This window comes from Arthrobacter sp. ISL-30 (genome assembly GCF_018613855.1).
Taxonomy (GTDB): domain Bacteria; phylum Actinomycetota; class Actinomycetes; order Actinomycetales; family Micrococcaceae; genus Arthrobacter.
Map to the genome: position 1 here is coordinate 14,621 of NZ_JAGGPK010000012.1, position 23,625 is coordinate 38,245.

The following is a 23,625-nucleotide window of genomic DNA, read 5'->3' on the forward strand; positions in this document are numbered from 1 at the left end:
AAGCATTACTGCGGATTGAGCGGCGCCCTGCTACCCCTGATCGCTGGAGCTGCCCCGGTTCGCGTTTAACACTACCCATCCGGCAAGGTTGAGGCGTGCAAGCCTACATCCCTTTCTCCCACGCGTCCCGCCTGGGTGCCGGGGTGGTTGCTGCCGTTGCCGGAACTGGACTGGCATTTATCGTTCACGCCCTTGTACCGTCAGTGCCTGCCATGACGGCCGCCGTAGCGCTGGGCCTGCTTTCGGCAAACATTCCGGCGACGGCGGTCTGGATTGCGGGCCGGGCACGGGCAGGCCTCGATTTCGCTGGAAAACACCTGATGCGCCCGGGCATCGTGTTGCTGGGATTGAAGGTCAGCATCATGGATGTTCTTGGGCTTGGCTGGTTTGCGCTGCTGTTGATCTCGTTCGTGGTCCTGGCCAGTTTCGCGGGCAGTTATGGTGCCGCCCGGGCCCTAAGACTGCCGCGCGAGGCGTCCCTGCTGATTGCCACAGGTTTCTCCATCTGCGGGGCATCGGCGATCGGTGCCATGGCCGCAGTGCGCAGGATCAGGCACGCGGACACTGTGTTGCCGGTTGCCCTCGTGACCCTGTGCGGCACGGTTGCCATCGGCGTGCTGCCACTGCTGATCCATCCCCTTGGGCTCGATCCGCGGGAATTTGGCGCCTGGACCGGGGCATCCGTCCACGACGTCGGCCAAGTTGTGGCAACCGCCCAGACGGCCGGGCCCGCAGCCCTGGCGATCGCCGTCGTCGTCAAACTTTCGCGAGTGATCCTTCTCGCCCCCATCGCGGCAGCCGCCGGAATTCAGCAACGCCTGGCCTCCCGGCAGGCCCTGCGGGATTTCCTCGCCGCAGGCACTGACGCACCGGCCCATCCCGGAAAGCTGCCGCCAATCGTTCCGCTCTTTGTGCTGGGATTCGTCATCATGGTGGCCGTGCGCTCCCTGGGGTGGGTGGACCCCGTAGTGCTTGCAGCCGCTGGTGGACTCCAGGACGTGCTGCTTGCCGCCGCCCTGTTCGGGCTCGGATCGGCCGTCCGCGTCCGGACGCTTATGGACACGGGAGGACGCGCCTTGCTAGTGGCCCTGATCGCGTGGCTCCTGATCGCGCTGCTTGGCCTGGGTGCAGTATGGCTGATGGTTTGATAATGGCTCATGGTTAGATAGCCGTGTGCCAAATCACAACCTGTCACGCGACGAAGCTGCCGCCCGTTCAACTCTAGTGAGCACCCACAGCTACGAGGTCTCCCTGGATGTCCGCGGTGCGACAGACCCGGACACGACGGGGTATCCCAGCCGCAGCGTCATCAATTTCTCCGCCACTCCCGGGTCATCGACGTTCCTGGACTTCATCGGCGAAAGTGTCCACAGCGTCTTCCTGAACGGCAAGGACCTTCCGATTGCCGACGTAGTCGACGGCTCACGCATCCGGCTGGACAATCTCCAGGCGGAGAACCAGGTCACCGTTACGGCTATCGCACGGTACAGCAATTCGGGCGAAGGCATGCACAGGTTCGTGGACCCGGCTGACGGGAAGGTGTACCTGTACACCCAGTACGAACCGTCGGATGCACGACGCGTGTTCGCCAACTTCGAACAGCCCGATCTCAAAGCCGAATTCACGTTCCACGTCATGGCACCATCGGAATGGCACGTGGCATCCAACGGCGCTGAGGCGGACCGCGTCCAATTGACGAGCGACCCAGCCACGAGTCGCTGGGATTTTGCACCCACCAAGCGCATGTCCACGTACATCACTTCGGTCCTGGCCGGCCCCTACTTCAAGGCAGAGGACCACTGGAGCAAGAGGTTTGACGACGGCAGGGTCCTGGAGGTGCCGCTGGCCCTCTACTGCCGGGCGTCCTTGAAGGAGTCCTTCGATGGGGACAAACTGTTTGGGCTGACCAAGGCAGGTCTGGATTTCTTCCACGGACTCTTCGACTACCCCTATCCCTGGGGCAAGTACGACCAGGCTTTTGTGCCTGAGTACAACCTTGGCGCGATGGAAAATCCCGGCCTGGTGACCTTCACTGACAAGTACATCTACACGTCGCGAGCCACGGATTCGCAGTATCAGGGTCGCGCGAATACCTTGATGCACGAGATGGCGCACATGTGGTTTGGCGACCTGGTGACCATGGCCTGGTGGGACGACCTGTGGCTCAAGGAGTCACTCGCAGACTTTATGGGCACACTTGCCGTGGACCAGGCCACCCATTGGGACACTGCCTGGGTGAATTTCGCGGACAAGCGCAAGGCCTGGGCTTACGTGCAGGACCAGTTGCCTACAACCCATCCGATTGTGGCCGACATCCCAGACCTCGAAGCCGCAAAGCAAAATTTCGACGGCATCACCTATGCCAAGGGCGCCTCGGTCCTGAAGCAGCTTGTGGCCTATGTCGGGTTCGAGGCCTTCATCCAGGGAGCCCGCCGCTACTTCCGGGATCACGAATTCGGCAACACCTCCCTTCAGGACCTGCTGACTGCCTTGGAAAGCTCCTCCGGGCGGGACCTCACAGGATGGTCCGCACGCTGGCTTCAGACTTCCGGGATTTCCACGCTCAGTGCGGATATCAACGACGACGGCGTCCGGCCGGAGAGTGGCTCCAACCGGTTGGCCGGGGTTTCGATCAGGCAGGATGCCCTCGATCCTGCGACCGGGAAGACCGAGAACCGTCCCCACCTGCTGAAGGTTGGCCTGTACGACTTCGACGGCGAGGACGGACCCCTCGTCCGTACAGACTCGGTGACGGTGGAGGTCAACGGAGCGCTAACCGGCGTACCGGAACTGGACGGGAAGCCGCGGCCGGCGCTGCTCCTGCTCAACGACGAGGATCTGAGCTACGCGAAAGTTCGGCTGGATCCATTATCCGAGGCTACGGTCCGCACCTCGCTGGATCGCATCACCGATCCGATGGCGAGGGCATTGTGCTGGACTGCCCTGTGGGACGCTGCACGCGACGGCGTATCGCCGGCCGAGCTGTACGTTCGGGCCGTCCAACAGTTTGCGCCGACGGAGACGGGAATGGGCGTTCTCCTCAATATCCAGTCCAACGCCATGGCGGCCCTCAAACACTACGTACCCGCGGAGTCGCGAGGGGACATGCGCACGCGCTTCCTCGACACAGCAGTAACGCAACTGCACACCGCCGCCTCGAGCTCCGACCAGCAGTTGGCCTGGGCCCGTGCGACCGCCGAAATGAGCAGGTATGAAGATTCAGCCCTGACTCTGCTGCGCGGGCTGCTGGACGGGACTCAGGCGGTTCCTGGCCTGACGGTGGACGCCGAGCTGCGGTGGGCTTTCTGGCACGCGCTGGCGGCCCACGGAATCGCCGACAAGACGGAACTCGACGCCGAGCTGGCCGCCGACAAGACGGCGTCGGGCCGCGCCGGCCACGCTACGGCTTTAGCTGCCTGGCCGGATCCCGAAATCAAGGCCGCGGCGTGGAATTCCGTGGTCAACTCGAGTGAGCTTTCCAACGAACTGCTGAGCGCAACCATCACCGGGTTCAACACCGCTCCGGCTGGTCTGCTCAATGCCTACATCGAGCCATACTTCGAGTGCCTGGAACGCGTGTGGAGCGAGCGGAGCATTGAGATAGCCGGGAGGATCGTGCGGGGATTGTATCCGTCCCAACAAGATCTCGAAGCGGACGCCGTTCCCGCAGAGCATCCGGTGGTGCGTCGTACCACTGACTGGCTCGAAACCCATCCGAAGGCGCCGCGGGCACTGCGCAGGATCGTCATCGAGCAGCAAAGCCATCTTCTCAGGGCACTGACTGCGCAGGCAGCAGGTGCGGCGGCGGTGTCGCAACGGTATCGAATCCGGTGAGCTGAGATTCGGTTCCTATAGGCGTGGGGAGAGTCATGTTGCGTCAAGGACGTGACGTGGTTCATAGGCAGCACGTATCCTGAGAGAAGTCACGCAGTCGGCTGTATGCGCTTCTCAGAAAGTTTTCGCGCCATGCGTGACACGTCGAATGCCACTTCCCCCCTTAATCCCGGATCGCAAACGCTCACAACAGCGCGCGATTCAGACCACGAATCAGTCTTCAGGTCCTTTCGCCGCTGGCCGCTTGTGCCTTCGCGGGAGCTCCAGCGTCTTCGCTCGGTGCTGCTCAAGTGTGACGCAGTGGTTGGGCCTGATTCGGTTCATGAGCTCTCAGACTCGGCCAGGAAACTGCTGGAGCTGGTGACGGAGGAGCTGGAGCGCCGTGAAGTTTCCGGCGGCCCTGCATCCGTGACGAATACTCCGGAGCCTGAAGCTACCGTGAAGAGCGAGACCCCTGTCCAGCGATTGATGAAAGGACGCAAGGCACCATGGCCGGGCATTTCGAGCTCATAGATGCACCCGGCGGCGGCTACCAGGTACACCTATTTGACGGTAGCGGAAAGGTCGTCGCCGTGTCGGTGAAGTACCACAGCAAGAAGGCTGCGGCGGCAGGTGTTTTCCAGACCAGGGAGATCGCGGCGAGCGGCCTCATCCGGGATCGGAGCAGGGAACGAGTCAATGACGATCCCGTTCCCAACTCGGACGAGGATACATCGTTCAAGTAGAGGCCCTGTCCATATTCACCACGAATACCCGCTACGGAATCCGATGAAGCCATTCCGCGGTGCCGAACTTCGTGGCAACCCGCTCATTGGCCGCGGCCAGTTCGGCCTCACTCAGGGCAACCTCCACAGCTCCGTATCGTTCCGTGAAGACCTCCTGCAGTGCTGCAAGGATGTCGCTCCGTGACAGGCCGGTTTGCCGGCGGAGGGGATCGACCCGTTTCTTGGCACTGCGCGTACCTTTGTCCGACAGCTTTTCCTTGCCGATCCTGAGGACCTCAACCATTTTCCCGGCATCGATGTCATAGCTCATGGTCACGTGGTGAAGCATGCCCCCGTTAGCCAGCCGCTTCTGCGCGGCCCCGCCGATCTTTCCCTGGTCCGTTGCGATGTCGTTCAGCGGAACGTAGTAGGCACTGATGCCCAACTTCTCCAGCCCCGCCATTACCCACGAATCCAGGAAGGCATACGAGTCGGCGAAGCTGATGCCGTCCACGAGTGTTTGGGGAAGATACAGCGAGTATGTGATGCAGTTCCCCGCCTCCATGAACATCGCTCCCCCGCCGCTGATACGGCGCACCACTGTCACGCCGTGGCGGTCCACTCCTTCGGGATGAACTTCGTTGCGATAGGACTGGAAACTGCCGATTACCACGGACGGTTCCTCCCAGTCCCAGAATCGCAGGGCGGGATTCCTTCGGCCGGCGCCGACCTCTTCGGTCAGCACCTCGTCCAGCGCCACGTTGACGTGGGTGGGCAGCACCGTCGGCGGAATGACTTCCCACTGATGGTCCGCCCAGCCGGTGGCTTTGGCCAGGGCCCGGCGCACTGCCACAGCCACGGCGTCCGGGGAGAAACCGAACATCACGACGTCGTCGCTCAAGGCTGCCGTAACGGCCGCCGAGAGGTCAGTCGGCGTCGAGTCCTCCCGCATCCCCTCCAGGGCGGCATTGATGTCGGCGAGTGCCTCGTCAGGCTCCAGGAAGAAGTCCCCGCTGACGGATAGGCCGCGAAGGCGGCCGTCGACGACGTCGAAATCCACCACGACGAGCTTCCCGCCGGGAACCTTGTACTCGCCGTGGTGGGCCGGGCCGCCGTCGTGCAGAGGGGTGATGTCAGGTGCCATGCCTTCATCCTGCCGGAAAACGGAAATGCCCGCACTGCCGGAAGTTCCGGCGATGCGGGCATTTCGAAAAGCTTGGGGTGAAGTGAATTACTTCTTGCCGCCGAAGCCCTTGAAGCGTGCGTTGAAGCGCTCGACACGACCTGCGGAGTCCATGATGCGCTGCTTGCCCGTGTAGAACGGGTGGGACTCGGAGGAGATTTCGACGTCGATAACCGGGTAGGTGTTGCCGTCTTCCCACTCGATGGTCTTGGAAGAAGACACGGTGGACTTGGTCAGGAACTTAACGCCGGAAGCGAGGTCGTTGAAAACAACAGCTTCGTACTTCGGGTGGATTTCAGACTTCATAATGGGACCTTTGTTCGCACAGCTGGATTTTGCCAGCTGCCAGGTATGAATGGATTGGTGCCGGAGTTCCGGCATTTCCGCGAAGGTAACGCTTTCGGTGCCCGGACCAACAACCAATCATAGCCGAAACCACGGCTGCGATCGAACTCTCCCTCTACTCCCGGGGCCGCAGTTCCCAGAATGCCACCGCGGATGCCGCGGCCACGTTTAGGGAGTCCACTCCCACACGCATCGGTATCTTTACGGCAAGGTCGACGGCGGCCAGTGTTTCGGGACTCATTCCCGCACCTTCCGTACCGAGCACCAGGGCGAGCCTGGAGGGATTGCGCGCTGCGAGCTCATCCAGGTTAACGGCGTCGCCGGTCAGCTCCATCGCCGCCACCGTAAACCCGGCTTCCTTGATCCGGTCCAGGTCGCCCGGCCATTCCTCCAGGCGGGCCCACGGTACCTGGAACACGGTGCCCATGCTGACGCGTACGCTCCTTCGATAGAGGGGATCACCGCAGCGTGGTGAGACCAGCACTGCGTCCATTCCCAAGGCGGCGGCCGAGCGGAAAATCGCGCCCACGTTCGTGTGATCCACGATGTCTTCGAGCACGGCAACCCGGCGTGCCTTCGCCAGGAGTTGGTCGAGGGGTACCGGCGCCGGGCGCTGCATCGCCGCCATGGCACCGCGATGCAGGTGAAAGCCCGTGATTTCCTCGAGCAGGGATGCCTTTCCGATATAGACGGGAACATCCGGGTACTTGGCGAAGACGTCGCGGAGGTCTTCCAGCCACTTCTCGGCAAGGAAAAAGGACCTCGGCTGGTGACCGGCGGCGAGGGCGCGCCGGAGCACCCGGGAGGACTCTGCGATGTACATGCCCTCCTCCGGCTCGCGCAGTTTGCGCAGATGGACGTCGGTCAGCTTGGTGTAGTCCGAGACGCGAGGATCGTCCGCGGTTTCGAGGTAATGGAAGGTCACCGGGGAATTATTTCAGCAGATTGGCGATCATCACGCCGAGCGCCACGAGCCCCAAGGCGAAGATCACGGACCGCAGCACCACAGGAGAGAGCCTGCGCCCGACCTTCGACCCGATGACCCCGCCCACGAGCGAACTGATTGCGATCAAACCCACCACGGGCCATTCGATGCGTCCAAAGGCGAACAGCAGGTAGGAGCACGCGGCCACCACGTTCACTGCCAGCACCAGGATGTTCTTCATGGCGTTGGCGTTCTGCATGGTCCCTGTCATGAAGACGCCCAGGATCCCGACTAGCAGGATTCCCTGTGCCGCCACGAAGTAGCCGCCATAGATTCCGGCCAGGAACACCAGCAGGACCAGCACTGCGCCGTGCCGCTTGTCATGGAGCGCGTGTTCGGGATTGCCGGCCCTGTCACGGACCCACGCCTGGAGCCGCGGCTGGAACAGCACCATCAGCAGGGCGGCGACAATGAGCACGGGGGCTGCGTAGTGGAACACCCTCTCGGGCAGGTGCAGGAGCAGCCAGGCACCGGTGATGCCTCCCAGCAGGGAGGCGGGAAGGAGCCGCAGGAGTTGACGTCCCCTGCCCTTCAGTTCGTGGCGGTAGCCCCAGGCTCCGGTCATGTTTCCGGCAACCAGCCCCATCGCGTTGCTAATGGATGCGGTGACCGGAGCGTACCCGAGCGCAATGAGCACCGGAAAGGTCACGAGCGTGCCGGAGCCAACAACGCTGTTGATGGTTCCGGCCCAGAGACCCGCAAAGAAAATGAGAAGGGTATTGAGTGCTTCCACAGGGCAGGGCGACGCCGGCTCAGCGGCGGGCTGTGGCGGTGTAGCGTCCCGAATTCTCGATCACGTTCAGGGGAAGGCCGAACGTGGTGCTGAGGTGTTCCGAGGTGAGCACCTCGGTCACCGGACCCGCGGCGACTACACCGCCGTCGCGCAGGAGCATTGCATGGGTGAAGCCCGGGGGGACTTCCTCAAGGTGGTGGGTGACCAGCACGATTGCCGGCGCTTCCTCGTCCTGGGCAAGTTCGCTCAGCCGATGGACCAGCTCTTCGCGGCCGCCTAGGTCCAGCCCGGCGGCGGGTTCATCCAGGAGCAGGAGCTCCGGATCGGTCATCAAAGCACGGGCGATCTGCACACGCTTGCGTTCGCCTTCCGAGAGTGTCGCGAACGGGCGGTTCAGGAGCGGTCCCATGCCCCACTCGTTGAGCAGAGCGAAGGCGCGACGCTCGTCGTCCTTCTCGTAGCCCTCGCGCCAGCGTCCTGTCACGCCGTAGGCGGCGGTGACCACCACGTTGAGGACTTTTTCATGTTCCGGGATCTGAGTGGCAAGGGCCGCGGAGGACAGGCCGATGCGTGGACGCAGCTCGAAAACGTCGACGGCGCCGAGGACTTCCTCAAGGATGCCGGCTTTCCCGCTTGTCGGATGGAGCCGGGCGGCGGCGATCTGGAGCAGAGTGGTCTTTCCGGCGCCGTTGGGGCCGAGGATGACCCACCGTTCGCCTTCATTGACCTGCCAATCCACCTTGTCCAGCAGCGTCTTTGCACCCCGGACAACGCTGACGGAAGCCATTTCAAGAACATCACTCATAGCAGTAGACACTAGGACAAAACGGAGTGGGACTGATAACCGGAACAGACCGCGTCGCTGCCGTAGAAACGAATTCGGGTGCGGTCGTGCCGCTGACTAAGATTGCAGCCATGACTTCGAACTTGGCTGCTGTCAGCTACGGCCTAAAAATGTCCCCTCCGGAGCTGGAGCAGCTGCGCAGGCTCCTGTCCGATTCGGGCGCGGCCCTCACCTCCGAGTCCACTGCCGGTGACGCCCGCTTCGAAGTCCAGACCCTTGCGCTGCAACTCGACGCCGCCACGGCAGCCGACGTCGCGCGGCTCCGCCATCGGATTGCCGAGTCGGCCGGAGGCAGCCTCGATACGGCGATTGTCTCCGAGAGCCTACGCGCCGCCCCCCGCAAGCTGCTCATCATGGACGTGGACTCCACCCTGATCCAGCAGGAAGTCATCGAACTGCTGGCGGCCTATGCAGGCAAGCGCGAAGAGGTCGCAGCGGTAACTGAAGCGGCGATGCGCGGAGAGCTCGATTTCGCCCAGAGCCTGCACGCCCGCGTGGCTGTCCTCGCGGGGCTGCCGTCCGACGTCGTCAACGCCGTCCGCGCAGAAGTGCGCCTCAGCCACGGAGCCGCCGAGCTGGTGGCCGCATTCAAGGAAGCCGGGCACATCGTCGCCGTGGTCTCTGGGGGCTTCAACCAGATCCTGGGGCCGATCGCGGAGGAACTGGGTCTGGATTACTGGATTGCGAATGAACTCGAAATTGTCGACGGCGTCCTGACCGGCAAGGTCATGGGTGCCGTTATCGACCGTGCGGCAAAAGAAAAGTACCTGCGGGAATGGGCCGCCGCTGAAGGCATACCGCTGGAACACACCATCGCCGTCGGGGACGGCGCCAACGACCTTGACATGCTCGGCGCTGCCGGAATCGGCGTCGCCTTCAACGCAAAGCCCGCCGTTCGGGCCGTGGCCGATGCAGCGATCAACATGCCGTACCTGGACGCCGTGCGGCATATCGCAGGCGTGTGAAAAATCACAAAGGATGTCGACGTAATAAACATTTGCTGAAATAGTTCTGAGCACAAAAAGGTCGCCGCCGGGATAACTCCAGGGGCGACCTTTTTGTGCAATTCCTGCTTTTAATGATTCCCGGCTGGGGTGTCAGGCACCCTTGCTGAGGTAGTCGGCTCCACCGACGTACTCCGTATGTCCGCTTTCGACGTCGGCCGTCACCATTGCTGCAACCTCAGCCGCAAACTCCTGCACCGAGTAGAGCTTTCCGGCCTCGGCGCGGCGGGCCTCGATGGCGCCAGGGTTGGAACGGTCAAGGAGGGTTGCCGTGACGGTTCCTTCGATCATGTCGCCGGAGACAACCACAAGGGAGATTCCCTTCTCGGCCAAGTTGGGCAGCAGGGCACGCAGGGCGTCCTCGCCGGCGCGCTTGCTGCGGGCCACGGGCTCATATTCGGGCATCGTCGGAACGGTGTCGATGAAGTGTGCCTGGTGGCTGGTCACGAAGACCACCCGGGAGCCTTCCTTCATAAGCGGCACGGCTGCGTTAAGCATGTTCAGCTGTGCATCGCGGTTCAGCTTGAGGGCATAGCCCTCCTCCATCCCGGATTCCATGCCTCCTGAGGCGTTCAGGACCAGGACGTCCAGGGAGCCGAACTGCTCCATCGCGGCGGAGGCGAGGGCCTGCACGCCCTCCTGGGTAGTGAGGTCGGCCCCGACAGCTACGGCGCGACCGCCAGCGGCCTCGATCTCCGCCACCACCTTGTTCGCCCGGGGTGCCTTCTGGCGGTAGTTGACGACGACGGCGGCACCCTCGCCCGCCAGTATCTTGGCGACCTCAGCGCCGATGCCACGCGAAGAACCGGTGACGATCGCCGTCTTGTTGTCCAGCTGTCCCATAAAAGCTCCTTTGTTCAAACCATCCAAATACCGTAGGTCTGCAATCCATCATGCCAGCGACGGGCAGGAATGGGATTGTTGCGTCTCCAGAAAGAACTGGCAGCGGAATACCCCCGCCGCTGCGGTGGCGCTAGTGCCCCATGCCCAGGCCGCCGTCGACCGGAATGACCGCACCGGAGATGTAGGCCGCTTCATCGCTGGCGATCCAACGCACGACGTTGGCAACCTCAGACGCCTCGGCGAAGCGGCCGGCCGGAACTTTGGACAGGTAGTCCTTCTGCGTCTCCTCGGGCAGCTCGGCAGTCATGTCCGTGTTGATGAAGCCCGGCGCCACTACGTTCGCCGTGATTCCCCGGCTGCCCAGTTCGCGTGTCAGTGAGCGGGCGATGCCCACCAGGCCGGCCTTGGAGGCGGAGTAGTTGATCTGCCCCGGGGCACCGTAGAGCCCGGAAACGGAGGAAATGAGTACCACGCGGCCTTTGCGCAGGCGGATCATCCCCTTGGAGGCACGCTTGATGACCCGGAAGGCTCCAGTGAGGTTCGTGTCCACCACAGAAGTGAAGTCTTCTTCACTCATGCGCAGCAGCAGGGTGTCCTTGGTGATCCCGGCGTTAGCCACCAGTACCTCCACGGGACCGTGGGCGGCCTCCACTTCCTTGAAGGCTGCATCCAGGGACGCCTCATCGGTGACGTCCGCCTGCACTCCCAGGATTCCTTCGGGGAGGGGCGAGGCGCTCCGGTACGTCACCGCTACCTTGTCGCCATTCGCCAGGAACGACTCGGCAATGGCAAGTCCTATCCCGCGGTTGCCTCCGGTGATAAGGACACTGCGACCCGAATTTACTGCTTCAGACATAGTTCGCTCCAGATTCTGCGGCATGGATGCTGCATGAAAGGGGGATTTTCCTGCCTTTGATCTTAGCCGCGCGAGCCGCAACCGAGCCGCAGGGGCGGCTAGGCGCGGCTAAGCCCGACTGGGCGGGGGGCTTCGGCTGGGGCTGCTGCCGGGTCGGCTGGGCTGGCGCGGTTTGGGCGCATCAGGCGATGGTGAGAGAATTGGAGGGAAGCTTTGGAGCGTGATTATTCAGTCGTGACACGAGAAAACCGTCCCCTTCAGGGTGCGCCCGGGGACCCGGACGCTCCTTCCGGCAGCTACGAGGTGCATAGCATCACGGATGCTGCCGCTGCGCATTCGGAGGACATGCGGGATCGAATGATCAAATACTCCCTGGCCATGGGAATCCGTATGGTTTGCATCATCCTCATCTTCGTCGTGGACGGCTGGTTCAAGATCGTGGCGGTGGCTGGCGCCGTATTCTTGCCGTGGATCGCCGTCGTGATCGCAAATGGCAGCGACAAAGCCGAAGTCCACAGCGACTCACTGCTGGACTATGTGGCATCACCTGAACTTGATGCGGCCGCCCCGAGCACGGCCGAGGCAGACGTTCCCCTGACCGTCCTTAAGGGCGAACTCGTGCCGGACGAGCCACCTACGGCTGGCTCCTCAACGGCTGGCCCCTCAACGGATTCGGGTGCGGCAGAGGTCACAGCAGAGACGGCGGCAGAGACAGGGGATGTGCGTTCCGGCGATGCACCCAGGAAAAACGGCGAGGAACGGGCAGCGTCATGAACATCTTCAATCTCGGCGGACCTGACGCGTCAGGCCAAGGGGAAGGGACCGGGCTGCCTGACGAATCGGCCGCGATCTGCTCACGCAAGGGTTGCGGCGCTGATGCCGAGTGGCAGTTGCTCTGGAACAACCCACGGATTCACACCCCTGATCGCCGCAAGGTCTGGCTCGCCTGCGGGGAACACCGGGACTGGCTGGAGGACTACTTGCAGACCCGCGGGCTCTGGAAGGAGACCCTGCCGCTGAATGCCGGGGCCGTTTCAGGCGGGGTCCACTGAATGTACCGCTTCCTTTTCTCCAGCAAATGGCTGGGCTATTTCCTGCTGGCAGCCATCTTCGCAACGGGCTGTGTCTTCCTGGGCCGTTGGCAGATGGACCGCCGGGCCGAGACCCTCGCAGAGATCAACCGTGTCAACACCAACTACTCAGCAGAGCCTCTCCCGTTTTCCCAGGCCAAGGATCAGTTCAGCTCACTGGATCCCGAACGCGAATGGACGCAGGTGGAACTGCGCGGCAGCTACGACGTCGAAGGCCAGCGCATCGTCCGTAACCGTCCCCTCAATGGCCAGCCCGGTTACGAGGTCGTGGTCCCGTTCCGGCTGACTACCGGCGAAGCAGTAGTGGTGGATCGGGGCTGGCTGCCAATTGGAAATAACACTCCCGGTCGTCCGGACTCCGTCCCCGCTCCCCCATCCGGTATGGTGACCGTCGTCGTCAGGCTTAAGCACTCCGAACCACAGCTGGATCGCGGCGCCCTCGACGGGCAATTGGCATCGATCGACCTCCCGTCCTATGCTTCGGAACTCGGCTACCCGATCCTGACAGGCGCCTACGGACAGCTGGCATCCGAAACGCCCTCCGTCCAGCCCATGCCGGTTGCGTTCCCGAAACCCGCAACCGACGAAGGCACTCACCTCTCCTACTCCCTGCAGTGGTTTGCGTTCGGCATTCTGATGTTCATCGGCTTCGGCTACGCGGCGCGGCAGCAGGCGCGGAACGCGAAGATTGATGCGGAACTAGACGGCGAACTCGACGACGGCGAAGTGACCGGCGCCGGTCCAGGCACTTCGGCGGACAGTAGGAATCGCCGTCGAACTCTGCCAACCCGCAAACGGAAGCGTCCCACGGCCGAGGAAGAAGAAGACGCCATTCTGGACGCGCAGGGATACTAATTCCCGCACCAATTGAAGTCAGCTGTGGCAGGTTCAGCTGTGGGCGGGGCAGATTTGGTTGATGGCGTCCCGCAGCTCATGGGGCCGGAAGGGTTTGGCCAGGTAGCCTGATGCCCCGGCCGACATGCCGTCGAGTTGATCGGTGACAGCTGCGCGGGCCGTGAGTATGAGCAGTGGCGCTGCAGTCATTTTCCGTAGGTCTTGGGCGATGTGCAGTCCGTCAATGTCAGGCAGTCCGAGGTCCAGGGTAATCAGCGCGGGATTCAGGCCAGGGGCCTCCCTGAGCGCGGCCATGCCAGTGCCGACGGCGTGAACGTCGAAGCCTTCCTGCGTCAGGATGAGGGAGATGAGTCCGGCTATGTCCTCATCATCTTCAACAACGAGGCAGATTCCCCTTGACATGACCCCCCACTCTCTTTGCCCCCAGTATAGCGACCCGGGCTACCGGGACGACCGAAAAGACTGTCCGGTTCTTCTCTTATGATGGCAGGTTATCGTCCGGAGGCTACCGCAGGAACAGCGCAGGATTTGCCGAGGATTTCCTCTGGAACCCTCATTGGGTCGTGCCCGTTTGTCAAGATTGTCTTCGAATCCCCTTGTAGGCCGCTGCATTCGTAGCTGGAAGGGGAGGGGATTGGGGGGCCCCGGTGGTCTTCGTCGGGGCGACAGTCACAGAGCCTTGGCAGGGCCACCGGGACCAAACTTGTCAGCCCCGTCAAGGGGTGCGGAGATTCACTGATGCTGGGGAGTGTTTGTGTTAAAGAAATCGTTTTGTCCGGCTGGTTGTATCCAGCCTGGTTGTGTCTTTGGCTGTGTTGTTTGGCGTCACCGTACCGGCGGAGGCCGCAAGCCCGGCGGAGATCACCCTAAATGATACTGCCGGTCCGGCCGGAGCCTCCGTTACGGTGACGGGTTCCAGCTTCTCCCGCCAGGCCTCGGGTCCCGTAACGGCGGGATCCGCGAGTGCTCCATTTACCACCGGATCCAACGGCTCCTTCAGCGCCACCGTCACCATCCCGCCGACGTCGTCAGCAACGGTTGTGGTTTCCGCGAAGGCCGGAAAGGCCTCGGCCTCGGCGCAGTACGCCGTCACGTACAGCCCGGCCTCCCTCATGGCCGGCCGGGAGGCCGCAACCGCGGCCGAAGCCACTCCCCTCACACTGGCGGCGAGGACCAAGACATCGGGCACAACGGTCACACCGCCGATGAGCTCCGACTCACTGAGGTTTGGCGTGTCGACGCCGGGTGGTCCCCAGGCGGCGAGCGAACTCAACGCGGTCGCCGCGTTGGTGAATGAGAGCCCGTCGATCGTTATGTCGTACAAGGACTTCAGCCGGGCCGCACCGATCGCAGACCTTAACGCCGTCGACGCACGCGGCGCGACCAGCCTCATCACCTGGGAACCATGGCTCTGGAGCGGCAACGGCGCCAACCAGCCGGCCTACGCCCTGGACCGCATCACCGGCGGAGACTTCGACACTTACATCCAGGGCTGGGGCAATGCCCTGAAGACCTGGGGCAAGCCGGTCATGCTCAGGTTCGCCCATGAAATGAACGGCAACTGGTACCCCTGGGCCGAGGCCGCCAACGGAAACGGCGCGGGAGACTATGTTGCAGCCTGGCGCCACGTCCATGACGTCGTGGCCGCAACCGGCGCCACCAATGTGCAGTGGGTCTGGGCTCCGAACGTTCCGTACTGGGGATCCACTCCCCTCAGCGGGCTCTACCCCGGCGCCGGCTACGTCGACATCGTGGCCCTGGACGGCTACAACTGGGGCACGTCACAGTCGTGGAGTTCCTGGACGTCGCCGTCGGCCTTGCTTGGTGAAGGCCTGACCGCACTTCGCAGCCTCGCTCCGGGCAAGCAAATCATCATCTCCGAAACAGCGTCTGCCGAGGCCGGAGGGTCCAAAGCCAACTGGAACACCTCCCTGGTCTCGTACCTGGCAGCCCAGCCCGACGTTACCGGCTTTGTCTGGTTCCACCACAACAAGGAAGTCGACTGGCGAATCAACAGCTCTACCGCCTCAGCCAATGCCCTGGCTACGGCTCTGGCAGCCAGGAACTCTTGACCCAAGATGCCGCGTCGCACCGCCGCTAATAAATGTTGGCAGCGGTGTGACCCGGACCAGTGCAACTGAGGCATGACATGAGGCGTTTCTTGAACCACCAATTCCTGGTCCGGATCCTGACCGCACTCACCCTGATCCTGGGCATCAACTACATCGTGTGGCGGTGGCTGTTTTCCGTGAACTGGTCGGCAGCATGGATCAGTGTGCCGCTGGTCATGGTCGAAACCTACAGTCTGATCGATGCCTTCCTGTTCGGCGTGACGATGTGGCGGCTGCGTGAACGCCAGACACCTCCGGCCCCGCCTGAGGGGTTCAGCGTGGACGTGTTCATCACCACCTACAACGAGCCAATCGATCTGGTCATGACGACGGCGATCGCCGCCCGCCGCATCAGCTACCCGCACAACACCTGGATTCTCGACGACGGCGGCCGCCCCGCCATGAAGCAGGCCGCCGAGCAGGCGGGAATCGGCTACATCACCCGCTCTCCAGAATGGGAAAACCGGCCCCGGCATGCGAAGGCCGGAAACCTGAACAACGCCCTGGCCGCGACGCAGGGCGAGTTCCTGCTCATCCTGGATGCCGATCAGATCCCGGAACCACAGATCCTGCACCGTATGCTGGGCCACTTCAACAATGAAAAGGTTGCCCTGGTCCAGACTCCGCAATGGTTCTGCAACGTCAACGATGATGACATCCTGGGAAGCCAGGCTCCCCTGTTCTACGGCCCCATCCAGCAGGGCAAGGATGGCTGGAACGCCGCCTTCTTCTGCGGCTCCAATGCCATCATTCGGCGTGAGGCGCTTATGCAGGTCGGGATCACCTGGTACGTCCAGGGGGTCACGGCCACGGTCCGGCAGACCCTAAAGGACGCGGACAAAGTCATCCTGCAGGCCCACAGCGAGCACAGCGCTGCCGGGCAGCACCTAACTCGAGCACTGGATGATCTCGGTTCGGCAGTGCGCATCGCCCGTCAGGAACTGCGGGAGGACAGCCCCGTCGGACTCGTGACCTACAACTTCCAGCGAAAGGTTGATGCGGCGGCCCGGAACATTGTCACGGCAGACCTGGCGTCCCTCGAGGCGGATCTGGACGAGATGGGGCACCTTCCCCACGGTTTGCGCTATGGCAGCCTGCTGGGTGATGGCGTGATTGACCGGCTGGCCCAGCGCGACTGGTCCCCTATCGGGGCCATCGGCCCCGTTCGCAGGATGGTCCGGGCTCTGGATGTGGACCGTGCTGATGAGGCCCTTCCCGTGATGCCCATGGCCACGAATTCCGTGACTGAGGACATGGCCACCTGCATGCGCCTGCATACTCAGGGCTGGGAGAGCGTCTATCATCATGAGATCCTGGCCAAGGGTCTCGCGCCGGAAGACCTTCGGACCATGCTGACCCAGCGCCTGCGCTGGGCCCAAGGCACCATGCAGGTGTTCCTGCGCGAAAATCCGCTCCTGCAAAAAGGGCTCAGCCTCGGGCAGCGGTTGATGTACTTCTCAACGATGTGGAGCTACCTCTCGGGCTTTGCTGCGGTGGTCTACATTGCAGCCCCGATCATCTTCCTTTGCTTCGGGGTGCTGCCCGTCGACGCGTTCAGTGTCGACTTCTTCGCCCGCCTGCTTCCGTTCCTGATCGTGAACCAGGTCCTGTTCTTTGTCGCCGCCCGGGGCAGGAAAACCTGGCGCGGTCAGCAGTACAGCGTGGCCCTCTTCCCTACATGGATCAAAGCCTGCACGACGGCGGCCGCCAACGTCCTCTTCGGCCGTGATCTCGGCTTCGCCGTCACCCCGAAGACCCGACAGGGCGGGGGTCCACCATGGTCCCTGATCCGCCCCCAACTCATAGCCATCGCGGTCCTTGTCCTGGCCGCAGTTACCGGGCTGGTACGCATGTTCACCGGCATCGGCGCACCGGCAGGAACCCTGGTCAACATTGCCTGGGTCGGATATGACTTGGTACTCCTCAGCGTGATCGTCAGGGCCGCCCTCTATAAAGGATTTACCCCGAGCGAAGCCACATCGCCCGGTGCCGCGACCGACGGAGGTGCTGCGACCGACCAATAGGTGCTGCAACTCTGACTAGGGCAGCATCGGCACTTCTCAGTCGCATACACCCCGTCATCAGGGTCCGGTTTACGCCCGATCTCTTACAGCTTCCTGCCCATGGTTTCTGGCGCAGTTCGCGCAGCAGTACATTGAATCTCCGACCTCGGTCCCGTGGCCAACAATTCGGCAGCCGCAGTGGGCGCAGGTAGGAGCCATAGCGTGAATGGCGCATTCAAAGCTATCGAAGGTGCCGCTGACATCGCCCTGCGTGAAGGTGAATGCCTTGTCATAGTCGTTACCGCAGGTATCACAGGTTGCCATCATGAACTCCTTTTGCCCGGATCTTCATTAGAGAAAAAGCACCCACAGCCACCGCTGCCGACCAGAAATAACTGCGGCTCCAAAGCCCCGCCCTTCTGCGCCGGCTCACATGCTCAGGCCCTCCAAAGGCCATGCCCGGGCACTTGTTCGCAAGGTACCACTGCCCACGGGACGCGTCCATGGCGCCGTCGTACGTTTCTTGGGAGGCATCCCTTTCTACCGTCGAGAGTGTCGATACCCACGCCGACCATCCAGGAGGGGCAGGGCGTCTGAGGTCTGAAAGGGCGGCCGCGAAGGAACGGGATCGACGACGCCCCAGGTGAACGTGCGTCACGATTGCCTGTTTATGCGGTTAATACCCTGAGTACCCATGACGCTAGGAGATCCACAATGGCAGCTAAGTTCGAACTGTATCTGGACGCGGAAGATTCCTTCCGGTTCCGGTTGGTTGCATTGGACGGTACGGTGATGCTCACCTCGGAGCCTTACGAAGACGAGGATCTCGCAATCGCCGGCATCTGGAGCGTGCGTGAAGCCGCAGCCATGGGGAGAATAGTAGATCTCACCGGGTTCAACACCAACGCCTGACGTCGCGCGGCAGTGCCGCCTGATGTTGGTAGACCCATACACTCCAGGCCAGGACACACCCTGCAGCACGATGCACCAAGTACGGCGGACTGCTACCGCATCTTCACTTACAACGCATCGGGGTCCCTGGTACGGCGACCTTCAGGAAAATCTAGACAAATCCTGCACAAATTTGGCCTTGTTGCCTGATCGATTCTTGAGCCCCACACGGCATAGTCGCTTATAGCAAAGCCAATCCATAGGGCGTAGGGAAGGGACAGGGCGATGAACACCAGGACTGTACTCACCAGTCAGCACACCGACAGCCGCTGGACCGCCGATGACGTGAGAGAAAGGCTAGGGCGGGAGCTGGAATCTGATCCGGGCCTGGCCGAATTCCTTGCCGCAGCCCCTAACATGGCACGCGCCCTCAAAGCCGTCCTGAACCTCGACCTTGGCGAAATGGCCGAGCGACTGGTCCGAGCTGAGATTAGCGCTATTTTGCATTAGTGGGCACGGGTTTGGACGACTATGCCATAGTGACCCCACGGCATTCTTTTATGCAGCGAGTGGTGTTGGAGAAGACAACGCATGGCTAGGATCACAGCATGAAATCCGACGGCAAGGCCAGGCTGTGGTCTGTCATAGCTCTATGCATCGCACTTCCGCTAGCTCTCTTGATTGTTGTTGTGAGCGGCCCCACTCCGTGGATGGGGGCACTCTTCGCCGCCATCATTGGCGTGCCGCAGCTTGTCATTTGGCTGAGGCACTCAACTAACAGGAGCCGGCAATCTAAGTCTCTGCCCTGACGGTATCTCTGGTCTCGAAAACAGTCGATTAAAGCGTCTCTGGCTGACTCGTTTACTTGCGAACACTTTCTTCGACGCAAACATTGAGGCATGCCTGGAACCATTTACCTTGGCGGCGGAGGATCGGCCGAAGACGAAGAGCTTCTCTGGATTGAAATGCTCAGAGACACACTACGGGTGCTCTACTGGCCGTTCGCCCTCAGTGGCGAAATGCTCTTGGGGGCTGATGAATGGCTTAGGGGAAACATCGCTAAGCGTTGGCCGGACGTCATTTTGACGACATGGATCGACCTCGTCCATCATGACCCGTCCGAACTCGTCGCCTTCGACCTGATCTTTATCGGTAGAGGCAACACGTACGACCTACTGAACCATGTTGTCGAACAACAATTCATTACCCCAATCAGAGACTTCGTCGCCACCGGAGGTTCCCTATACGGCGGAAGCGCGGGGGCAATTCTCACCGCTGACAGCATTGACAGTGCAGCTGGCTACGACCAAAACAAAACAGATTTGAAGGATTTTAGCGGTCTCAAGCTGGTAACGGGGGCGATGGTTCTCCCCCACTACTCAGACCAGGAGCTACATGTGGCGCTGAAACTAAACCTGCGCCACGAGAAGCCGGTGCTTGGCATTCCCGAAACATCTGGGATAGTCATCAAAGCCGGAAGCGCCGTGGCGCCATTTCTACTCTCCGTTTCCAACGGTGGAGTATTACAAGCATGTCTTCGTCATGCCGACAAAGTCTTAGACGGGCGTTAGTGATCTTATTTAATTTGAGACAAAAATTTATTAACTGAAGTATTATGTGGCGTAACCCATAGAGAGGTCAACACTTATGTCTTCTGTGATCTCAGCGCCTGCGCCCCAGCTGCTGCGCCGAGTAAGTGCCAATGCCGTTCTGGACTTCATGCGAGCTTCAGGGGCAGTGACAATTACCGAGGTCATGCAGGCAACTGGACTCGCGCGGGCCACTGCGATTTCCGTGTGCGAGGAGCTCATGGAACGGGGCTGGATCCGGGAGCTGGAGAACCAGCGCGCCTTTGGCGAGTACCAGAAAGGCCGGCCCGCCCGCCGCTTCCAGTTCAACGAAAATGCCGGATACATACTGGGTCTGGATGTTGGAATCGCAAAGGCCACTGCGGTGGTGTCAAACCTCCGAGGGGAAACTGTAGGAAAGTCCAGTCAGCCATTCCCTGGCGTCCAAATTACCACCGAAGATCGCATCCCCGGCGTCCAAATTACCGCCGAGGAACGTATTTCCGTCATCGATCGGACGGCGATGTTGGCCCTTCAAGATGCAGGTGCTTCTGCCGACACGGTGCTTGCCGTGAGCGTCGGAATAGCAGCACCCGTTGACCGAAACGGCGACGTGTTGGCCACCCAACACTTTTGGGAACTCTTTGACGTGGACATCAAATCAGCTTTGAAGAACCTTCACGGCTGGACGGTGCTGCTGGAAAACGATGCAAACCTTGCTGCCTTGGGCGAACGCTGGTGCGGCGCGGCTGCCGGTGTGGACGACGTTGTGGTGATCCTCTCCAGCGAACGCTTCGGTTCGGGGGTCATCGACGGCGGGCGGCTCCTACACGGCAGCCACGGCGGCGCCGGCGAGTTGGCGTTCCTGAAGCATGTCGAAGGCGTAGGCGATACTTTCGGCATCGCCCTCATGGCCAGGACCTGGGCTGCAGAAGCCCTGGCAGGCACAGCCGTGACATCCCTCCGAGCACACGCCGGGGAGGACGTAGAAGCCGAACATGTATTCGCCGCGGCGGCAGACGGGGACGCCCTCGCCTTAGAGATCCTGGACCGCCTCGCAGACAGGATGGCCAGGGTGATCGGAGTCGTGGCAACCATCTTCAACCCCGAACTGGTGGTCATCGGCGGCGCTGTGGCAGAGTCCGCCGGCGTGCTGCTTGGGCCCATCGCCGAACGACTCAAAGAATTTACGGCAACCCCGCCGAGGATCGCTGTTTCTCCGCTGGGCGCTTCAATAGTTACGGTGGGTGCTACTAGGAGCGCTTTGGACTATGTGGAGAAAAACAGCCTGGACCTTGAGCTGCACACACACAAAATAGCCAACTAAGCGTCAGGAGACGATAGCGATGCCTTCGATGGATGGGCGAGTAGCGCTTGTGACAGGCGCAACAGGTGGCATCGGCAAAGCGGTAGCGACGGCGCTGGCGCGCGAAGGCGGCACCGTCGTCGTGGTTAGACGCTCCGAGGCTCGGGCGGAAGAGGCCATGGGCGATATCCGCGCTATAGTCCCAAACGCCAAGCTTGAGCCGCTTGCCTGTGACCTCTCATCACACGCATCGATCCGCTCGGCGGCGCATGAGTTCCTTACCCGCCACAACCAGCTCGACGTGCTCGTCAACCCAAGAGCTCGCCGAACGCCTTCAGGGTACGGGCGTGGTCGTGAACGCCGTCCACCCGGGCCTCGTCAAGGACACAGCCCTTCTCCACGACGTCGGCGGCCCGTTCCGCTGGATGACAAACACCTTCGGCAAGCCCGTCGAGAAAGCCGCCGACACCGCCGTCTGGGCTCGCCACCTCACCCGAAACTGCAGCGGTTTCCGGCAAGTTCTGGACCAATCGCAAGGAACTTCCGACGCCGGGAATGGGGTCAGATCCGGAAGCACGAAAGCGATTGTGGGATGAGTGCACACGGCTATCCAAGCTGGCGTGAAAACCTGCCGGAGACCGGCTGAAAAAGACCCCTATGCCAGGGTGATGAGGTCCAGGTAATCCTCGTTCCACAGGTCTTCCACGCCATCCGGGAGCAGCACGACTCTCTCAGGGTTTAGTGCCTCGACGGCGCCCTCATCGTGGCTGACCAGGACCACGGCGCCCGTGTAATTGCGGAGCGCACCGAGGATTTCGGCGCGGCTGGCCGGATCCAGGTTGTTGGTGGGTTCGTCGAGCAACAGCACGTTCGCGCTGGAGGCCACGATGGTTGCCAGGGCCAACCGCGTTTTCTCTCCGCCGGACAGAACTCCGGCGGGCTTGTCGACGTCGTCGCCGGAGAACAGGAACGAACCCAGGATGCCGCGGACTTCCGCGTCCTTCATGTCCGGGGCGGAGGAACGCATGTTCTCCAGGACGGTGCGATCGGTATCGAGCGTCTCGTGTTCCTGGGCGTAGTAGCCCACCTTAAGCCCGTGGCCAGGAAGGATCTCGCCGGTGTCGGGACTGTCGACGCCGGCCAGCATCCGCAGGAGGGTGGTCTTGCCTGCACCGTTGAGGCCCAGGATAACGACCTTGGAGCCGCGGTCGATGGCCAGGTCCACGTCAGTAAAGATTTCCAGCGAACCGTAGGACTTGCTCAACCCCTCGGCCGTGAGCGGAGTCTTTCCGCAGGGCGAAGGATCCGGGAAGCGCAGCGCGGCAACGCGATCGTTCTCACGGACGGCCTCGAGGCCACCGAGGAGCCGTTCGGCGCGCTTGGCCATGTTCTGGGCCGCTACGGCCTTCGTGGCCTTGGCGCGCATCTTGTTGGCCTGGTCCATCAGGACCTGGGCCTTCTTTTCAGCGTTGGCACGCTCGCGCCTGCGGGCGCGCTCGTCCGTCTCACGCTGCTGCAGGTACCGCTTCCAGCCCATGTTGTAGTAGTCGATTTGGGCACGGTTCGCGTCCAGGTGGTAGACCTTGTTGATCGTTGCCTCAAGCAGTTCGACGTCGTGGCTGATCACGATCAGTCCGCCCTGGTGGCCCTTCAGGAAGTCCCGGAGCCAAGCGATCGAGTCGGCGTCGAGGTGGTTGGTGGGCTCGTCGAGGAGCATGGTTTCCGCGCCCGAGTACAGGATTCGGGCCAGCTCCACACGACGCCGCTGTCCGCCGGAAAGGGTCTTGAGCGGCTGGTTGAGGATGCGCTCGGGCAGGGCCAGATTGGAGGAAATTGCGGCTGCTTCGGCCTCGGCCGCGTAGCCGCCGCCCGCCAGGAACTCTGCTTCGAGCCGGTCGTAGCGGTTCATAGCCTTGCGGTGTACTTCGGGGTCTTCGCTGGACATATCAGTCTGGGCCTGCTTGAGCTTCCCGACGACGACGTCCAGTCCCCTGGCGGACAGGATCCTGTCGCGGGCAAGCTGTTCCATGTCAGGCGTGCGAGGATCCTGGGGCAGATAGCCGATCTCGCCGCTTCGCGTCACTTTGCCCGCTGCGGGGAGTCCTTCCCCGGCGAGCACACGGGTTAGTGTGGTCTTTCCGGCGCCGTTTCGCCCGACAAGGCCGATCTTGTCCCCCTTGTCCACCCGGAAATTGACCTGGTCCATCAGGAGTCGGGCGCCGGCGCGCAGTTCAAGATCCTGGACAGTTATCACTTCGGGGAATGCCTTTCAATGGGGAACGCCTGCTGCGCGGAGTGCTCCGGCCTTTGCTGCGGCGGTTGGGCCGAACAATCGGCCTTGACAATTCTACCGGCAGAGCTCCTGCCCGGTCGCCACTTCCGAACTGAACGCAACGGACCTCTTTTGTGCCCTCCCGCCAACGCGTTGCAAAGCTGCTGGTGGAACCCCTACAAAATGGCCCATTGCCG

23 protein-coding genes and 1 pseudogene are annotated in these 23,625 nt (G+C 62.1%); 14 read left to right on the forward strand and 10 right to left on the reverse strand.

Annotated elements, in window-relative coordinates:
- Positions 1-95: 95 nt before the first annotated feature.
- The 3 genes from J7E82_RS04810 to J7E82_RS04820 all read left to right on the forward strand — a co-directional run bounded on the left by J7E82_RS04810 (position 96) and on the right by J7E82_RS04820 (position 4,559).
- Positions 96-1,148 (forward strand): putative sulfate exporter family transporter, encoded by a 1,053-nt coding sequence (locus J7E82_RS04810; protein ID WP_308113618.1) that lies wholly within the window; start codon positions 96-98, stop codon positions 1,146-1,148.
- 25 nt (positions 1,149-1,173) lie between these two features.
- Positions 1,174-3,834, forward strand: coding sequence for an aminopeptidase N (gene pepN, locus J7E82_RS04815; RefSeq protein ID WP_214860991.1), 2,661 nt, complete (start codon positions 1,174-1,176; stop codon positions 3,832-3,834).
- Between the two features lie 488 nt (positions 3,835-4,322).
- Positions 4,323-4,559 (forward strand): hypothetical protein, encoded by a 237-nt coding sequence (locus tag J7E82_RS04820; RefSeq protein WP_214860994.1) that lies wholly within the window; start codon positions 4,323-4,325, stop codon positions 4,557-4,559.
- A 31-nt stretch (positions 4,560-4,590) separates the two neighbouring features.
- Here the strand turns inward: J7E82_RS04820 and J7E82_RS04825 are convergent, their stop codons facing one another.
- The 5 genes from J7E82_RS04825 to J7E82_RS04845 form a co-directional block, all read right to left on the reverse strand.
- A complete protein-coding gene (locus tag J7E82_RS04825) occupies positions 4,591-5,682 on the reverse strand; it encodes a biotin/lipoate A/B protein ligase family protein (RefSeq protein WP_214860996.1) in 1,092 nt (363 codons plus the stop codon).
- 87 nt (positions 5,683-5,769) lie between these two features.
- Complete coding sequence (locus tag J7E82_RS04830; protein ID WP_159825646.1) at positions 5,770-6,027, reverse strand: type B 50S ribosomal protein L31; 258 nt, start codon at positions 6,025-6,027, stop codon at positions 5,770-5,772.
- 154 nt (positions 6,028-6,181) lie between these two features.
- Positions 6,182-6,991: an RNA methyltransferase gene (locus J7E82_RS04835; RefSeq protein ID WP_214860998.1), complete on the reverse strand. Its 810-nt coding sequence runs from the start codon at positions 6,989-6,991 to the stop codon at positions 6,182-6,184.
- Between the two features lie 7 nt (positions 6,992-6,998).
- On the reverse strand, positions 6,999-7,784 hold the full coding sequence (locus tag J7E82_RS04840) for a sulfite exporter TauE/SafE family protein (RefSeq protein ID WP_214861000.1): 786 nt from the start codon (positions 7,782-7,784) through the stop codon (positions 6,999-7,001).
- A gap of 19 nt (positions 7,785-7,803) precedes the next feature.
- Entirely contained in the window at positions 7,804-8,589 is a 786-nt protein-coding gene (locus J7E82_RS04845; protein WP_214861002.1) for an ABC transporter ATP-binding protein, read from the reverse strand.
- Between the two features lie 110 nt (positions 8,590-8,699).
- Here J7E82_RS04845 and serB point away from each other — a divergent pair, with 110 nt between their 5' ends.
- Positions 8,700-9,593, forward strand: a complete 894-nt coding sequence (gene serB, locus J7E82_RS04850; RefSeq protein WP_214861004.1) for a phosphoserine phosphatase SerB — start codon at positions 8,700-8,702, stop codon at positions 9,591-9,593.
- A 132-nt stretch (positions 9,594-9,725) separates the two neighbouring features.
- Here the strand turns inward: serB and J7E82_RS04855 are convergent, their stop codons facing one another.
- Together J7E82_RS04855 and fabG are read right to left on the reverse strand one after the other, a co-directional pair.
- Positions 9,726-10,475, reverse strand: coding sequence for an SDR family oxidoreductase (locus J7E82_RS04855; protein WP_214861006.1), 750 nt, complete (start codon positions 10,473-10,475; stop codon positions 9,726-9,728).
- Positions 10,476-10,605: 130 nt separating this feature from the next.
- A complete protein-coding gene (fabG, locus tag J7E82_RS04860) occupies positions 10,606-11,331 on the reverse strand; it encodes a 3-oxoacyl-ACP reductase FabG (RefSeq protein ID WP_214861007.1) in 726 nt (241 codons plus the stop codon).
- Positions 11,332-11,565: 234 nt separating this feature from the next.
- On the opposite strand from fabG, the gene J7E82_RS04865 reads away from it, so the two are divergent.
- The 3 genes from J7E82_RS04865 to J7E82_RS04875 are packed head-to-tail and all read left to right on the forward strand — an operon-like array spanning position 11,566 to position 13,277.
- The gene (locus tag J7E82_RS04865) at positions 11,566-12,105 is read left to right on the forward strand and encodes a DUF3099 domain-containing protein (protein WP_374223592.1); all 540 of its coding nucleotides are present in this window, start codon (positions 11,566-11,568) and stop codon (positions 12,103-12,105) included.
- On the forward strand, positions 12,102-12,383 hold the full coding sequence (locus J7E82_RS04870) for a hypothetical protein (RefSeq protein WP_214861009.1): 282 nt from the start codon (positions 12,102-12,104) through the stop codon (positions 12,381-12,383). Before J7E82_RS04865 ends, J7E82_RS04870 begins: the two co-directional genes overlap by 4 nt.
- Positions 12,384-13,277 (forward strand): SURF1 family protein, encoded by an 894-nt coding sequence (locus J7E82_RS04875; protein WP_214861011.1) that lies wholly within the window; start codon positions 12,384-12,386, stop codon positions 13,275-13,277.
- A gap of 33 nt (positions 13,278-13,310) precedes the next feature.
- Here the strand turns inward: J7E82_RS04875 and J7E82_RS04880 are convergent, their stop codons facing one another.
- Complete coding sequence (locus tag J7E82_RS04880) at positions 13,311-13,679, reverse strand: response regulator transcription factor (RefSeq protein WP_214861013.1); 369 nt, start codon at positions 13,677-13,679, stop codon at positions 13,311-13,313.
- Between the two features lie 398 nt (positions 13,680-14,077).
- On the opposite strand from J7E82_RS04880, the gene J7E82_RS04885 reads away from it, so the two are divergent.
- The 7 genes and pseudogenes from J7E82_RS04885 to J7E82_RS20540 all read left to right on the forward strand — a co-directional run.
- On the forward strand, positions 14,078-15,349 hold the full coding sequence (locus J7E82_RS04885) for a glycosyl hydrolase (RefSeq protein ID WP_308113619.1): 1,272 nt from the start codon (positions 14,078-14,080) through the stop codon (positions 15,347-15,349).
- A gap of 89 nt (positions 15,350-15,438) precedes the next feature.
- Positions 15,439-17,412: a glycosyltransferase gene (locus J7E82_RS04890; protein ID WP_251041466.1), complete on the forward strand. Its 1,974-nt coding sequence runs from the start codon at positions 15,439-15,441 to the stop codon at positions 17,410-17,412.
- A gap of 693 nt (positions 17,413-18,105) precedes the next feature.
- Positions 18,106-18,303 carry a DUF1508 domain-containing protein gene (locus J7E82_RS04895; RefSeq protein ID WP_214861017.1) on the forward strand — a complete coding sequence of 66 codons (198 nt, stop codon included), beginning with the start codon at positions 18,106-18,108 and terminating at the stop codon, positions 18,301-18,303.
- 264 nt (positions 18,304-18,567) lie between these two features.
- Positions 18,568-18,792: a hypothetical protein gene (locus J7E82_RS04900; protein WP_214861019.1), complete on the forward strand. Its 225-nt coding sequence runs from the start codon at positions 18,568-18,570 to the stop codon at positions 18,790-18,792.
- Between the two features lie 389 nt (positions 18,793-19,181).
- Positions 19,182-19,853 carry a Type 1 glutamine amidotransferase-like domain-containing protein gene (locus J7E82_RS04905; protein WP_214861020.1) on the forward strand — a complete coding sequence of 224 codons (672 nt, stop codon included), beginning with the start codon at positions 19,182-19,184 and terminating at the stop codon, positions 19,851-19,853.
- Between the two features lie 76 nt (positions 19,854-19,929).
- The gene (locus J7E82_RS04910; protein WP_214861022.1) at positions 19,930-21,177 is read left to right on the forward strand and encodes an ROK family transcriptional regulator; all 1,248 of its coding nucleotides are present in this window, start codon (positions 19,930-19,932) and stop codon (positions 21,175-21,177) included.
- Positions 21,178-21,205: 28 nt separating this feature from the next.
- Positions 21,206-21,415, forward strand: a pseudogene (locus J7E82_RS20540) (SDR family NAD(P)-dependent oxidoreductase); the annotation flags it as partial.
- 49 nt (positions 21,416-21,464) lie between these two features.
- On the opposite strand, the gene J7E82_RS20545 reads toward J7E82_RS20540, so the two are convergent.
- Together J7E82_RS20545 and J7E82_RS04920 are read right to left on the reverse strand one after the other, a co-directional pair.
- Positions 21,465-21,686, reverse strand: coding sequence for a hypothetical protein (locus tag J7E82_RS20545; RefSeq protein ID WP_251041502.1), 222 nt, complete (start codon positions 21,684-21,686; stop codon positions 21,465-21,467).
- A gap of 125 nt (positions 21,687-21,811) precedes the next feature.
- Positions 21,812-23,410, reverse strand: coding sequence for an ABC-F family ATP-binding cassette domain-containing protein (locus J7E82_RS04920; RefSeq protein WP_214861024.1), 1,599 nt, complete (start codon positions 23,408-23,410; stop codon positions 21,812-21,814).
- Between the last annotated feature and the right edge of the window lie 215 nt (positions 23,411-23,625).

Coding starts and splice junctions, on each gene's coding strand:
- J7E82_RS04895 (WP_214861017.1), top strand. CDS start 18,106: ATGGCAGCTAAGTTCGAACTGTATCTGGACGCGGAAGATTCCTTCCGG.
- J7E82_RS04910 (WP_214861022.1), top strand. CDS start 19,930: ATGTCTTCTGTGATCTCAGCGCCTGCGCCCCAGCTGCTGCGCCGAGTA.
- J7E82_RS04845 (WP_214861002.1), bottom strand. CDS start 8,589: ATGAGTGATGTTCTTGAAATGGCTTCCGTCAGCGTTGTCCGGGGTGCA.
- J7E82_RS04900 (WP_214861019.1), top strand. CDS start 18,568: ATGAACACCAGGACTGTACTCACCAGTCAGCACACCGACAGCCGCTGG.
- J7E82_RS04825 (WP_214860996.1), bottom strand. CDS start 5,682: ATGGCACCTGACATCACCCCTCTGCACGACGGCGGCCCGGCCCACCAC.
- J7E82_RS04875 (WP_214861011.1), top strand. CDS start 12,384: ATGTACCGCTTCCTTTTCTCCAGCAAATGGCTGGGCTATTTCCTGCTG.
- J7E82_RS04830 (WP_159825646.1), bottom strand. CDS start 6,027: ATGAAGTCTGAAATCCACCCGAAGTACGAAGCTGTTGTTTTCAACGAC.
- J7E82_RS04855 (WP_214861006.1), bottom strand. CDS start 10,475: ATGGGACAGCTGGACAACAAGACGGCGATCGTCACCGGTTCTTCGCGT.
- fabG (WP_214861007.1), bottom strand. CDS start 11,331: ATGTCTGAAGCAGTAAATTCGGGTCGCAGTGTCCTTATCACCGGAGGC.
- J7E82_RS04905 (WP_214861020.1), top strand. CDS start 19,182: ATGCCTGGAACCATTTACCTTGGCGGCGGAGGATCGGCCGAAGACGAA.
- J7E82_RS04870 (WP_214861009.1), top strand. CDS start 12,102: ATGAACATCTTCAATCTCGGCGGACCTGACGCGTCAGGCCAAGGGGAA.
- J7E82_RS04880 (WP_214861013.1), bottom strand. CDS start 13,679: ATGTCAAGGGGAATCTGCCTCGTTGTTGAAGATGATGAGGACATAGCC.
- J7E82_RS04820 (WP_214860994.1), top strand. CDS start 4,323: ATGGCCGGGCATTTCGAGCTCATAGATGCACCCGGCGGCGGCTACCAG.
- serB (WP_214861004.1), top strand. CDS start 8,700: ATGACTTCGAACTTGGCTGCTGTCAGCTACGGCCTAAAAATGTCCCCT.